The sequence below is a fragment of the Kineococcus indalonis genome (assembly GCF_009906395.1).
In the GTDB taxonomy this organism is placed as follows: domain Bacteria; phylum Actinomycetota; class Actinomycetes; order Actinomycetales; family Kineococcaceae; genus Kineococcus; species Kineococcus indalonis.
Genome location: NZ_JAAALM010000825.1, coordinates 1 through 1,156 on the forward strand (window position 1 = coordinate 1; position 1,156 = coordinate 1,156).

1 protein-coding gene is annotated in these 1,156 nt (G+C 78.7%); it reads left to right on the forward strand.

Annotated features, from left to right (window positions below; translation table 11 throughout):
- Positions 1-1,156: sensor histidine kinase (locus tag GTR00_RS21375; RefSeq protein WP_166613514.1), on the forward strand; the 1,156-nt coding region annotated here is incomplete at both ends.

Genomic DNA, 1,156 nt, shown 5'->3' on the forward strand with positions numbered 1-1,156 from the left:
CCACCGCGCCGGCCACCGCGCCGGCCGGCCCGCCGGCCGGCCCGCCGGTGCGCGACCCCCGGGTGGCCCGCTGGCCCCTGGCCCCGCGCCTGCGCGACCTGCTGGCCGTCGCGCTGTCCCTGGCGCTGGCGGCGGTGTGGTTCCACGGCCTCGTGGAGGGCCCGGCCACCACCGGCCCCGACGGCGGCTTCACCCCGGCGCCGCTGCAGCTGGCGCACGTGGGCCCGCTGGACGTGCTGCAGCTGGTGGTGGCCGTGGCCACCTGCGCGGGCCTGTGGTGGCGCCGGCGCCACCCGCTGGCCCTGACCGTGGTCTCCATCGCGGTGGCGCTGGTCACCGCCTTCGACGGGGCGGTGTTCTTCGCGCTCACGACCCTGGCGGTGCGCCGGCGCGACCGCCTGCTGGTGCTGCTGGCCGTGGTGGGCTTCCTGTCCTCCGCGGCCGCGACGATGCGCACCACCGTGGACGCCTGGGGCTACTCCCTGGTCACCGCCGCCCTGGGCACGGCGCTGGTGGTGTTCGTCGGCGCCTACGTCGGCGCCCGCCGCGACCTGGTGCGCACCCTGTGGGAGCGCGCCGAGCGCGCCGAGCAGGCGCAGGCGCTGCGCGCCGAGCAGGCCCGCCTGGCCGAGCGCACCCGCATCGCCCGCGAGATGCACGACGTGCTGGCGCACCGCATCTCCCTGGTCGCGCTGCACGCCGGCGGCCTGGAGGTGCGCCCCGACGTGGGCGCGGACCAGGTGGAGGCCACCGCGGCGACGATCCGCGAGACGGCCCGCTCCGCGCTGGAGGACCTGCGCCGGGTGCTGGGGGTGCTGCGCACCCCCGGCTCGGGGGTGGGGGCGAGCACGGCGGCGGAGCTGGCGCCGCAGCCGACCCTGGTGGACGTGCGCCGGCTGGTGGAGTCCAGCCGGGAGGCCGGGGTGGCGGCGGAGTTCCGCACCGACGTGCCCGTGCACGCCGACGTGCCCGCCGAGCTGGGCCGCACCGTGTACCGGGTGGTGCAGGAGGCGCTGACGAACGTGCACAAGCACGCCCCTTCCGCCCGCACCGTCGTGACGATCTCCGGGGAGGTGGGCCGGGAGCTGCTGGTGTCGGTGGTCAACGCCCGCCCCGAGGGGGACGCCTCGGGGCTGCCGGGCGCGGGGTCCGGGCT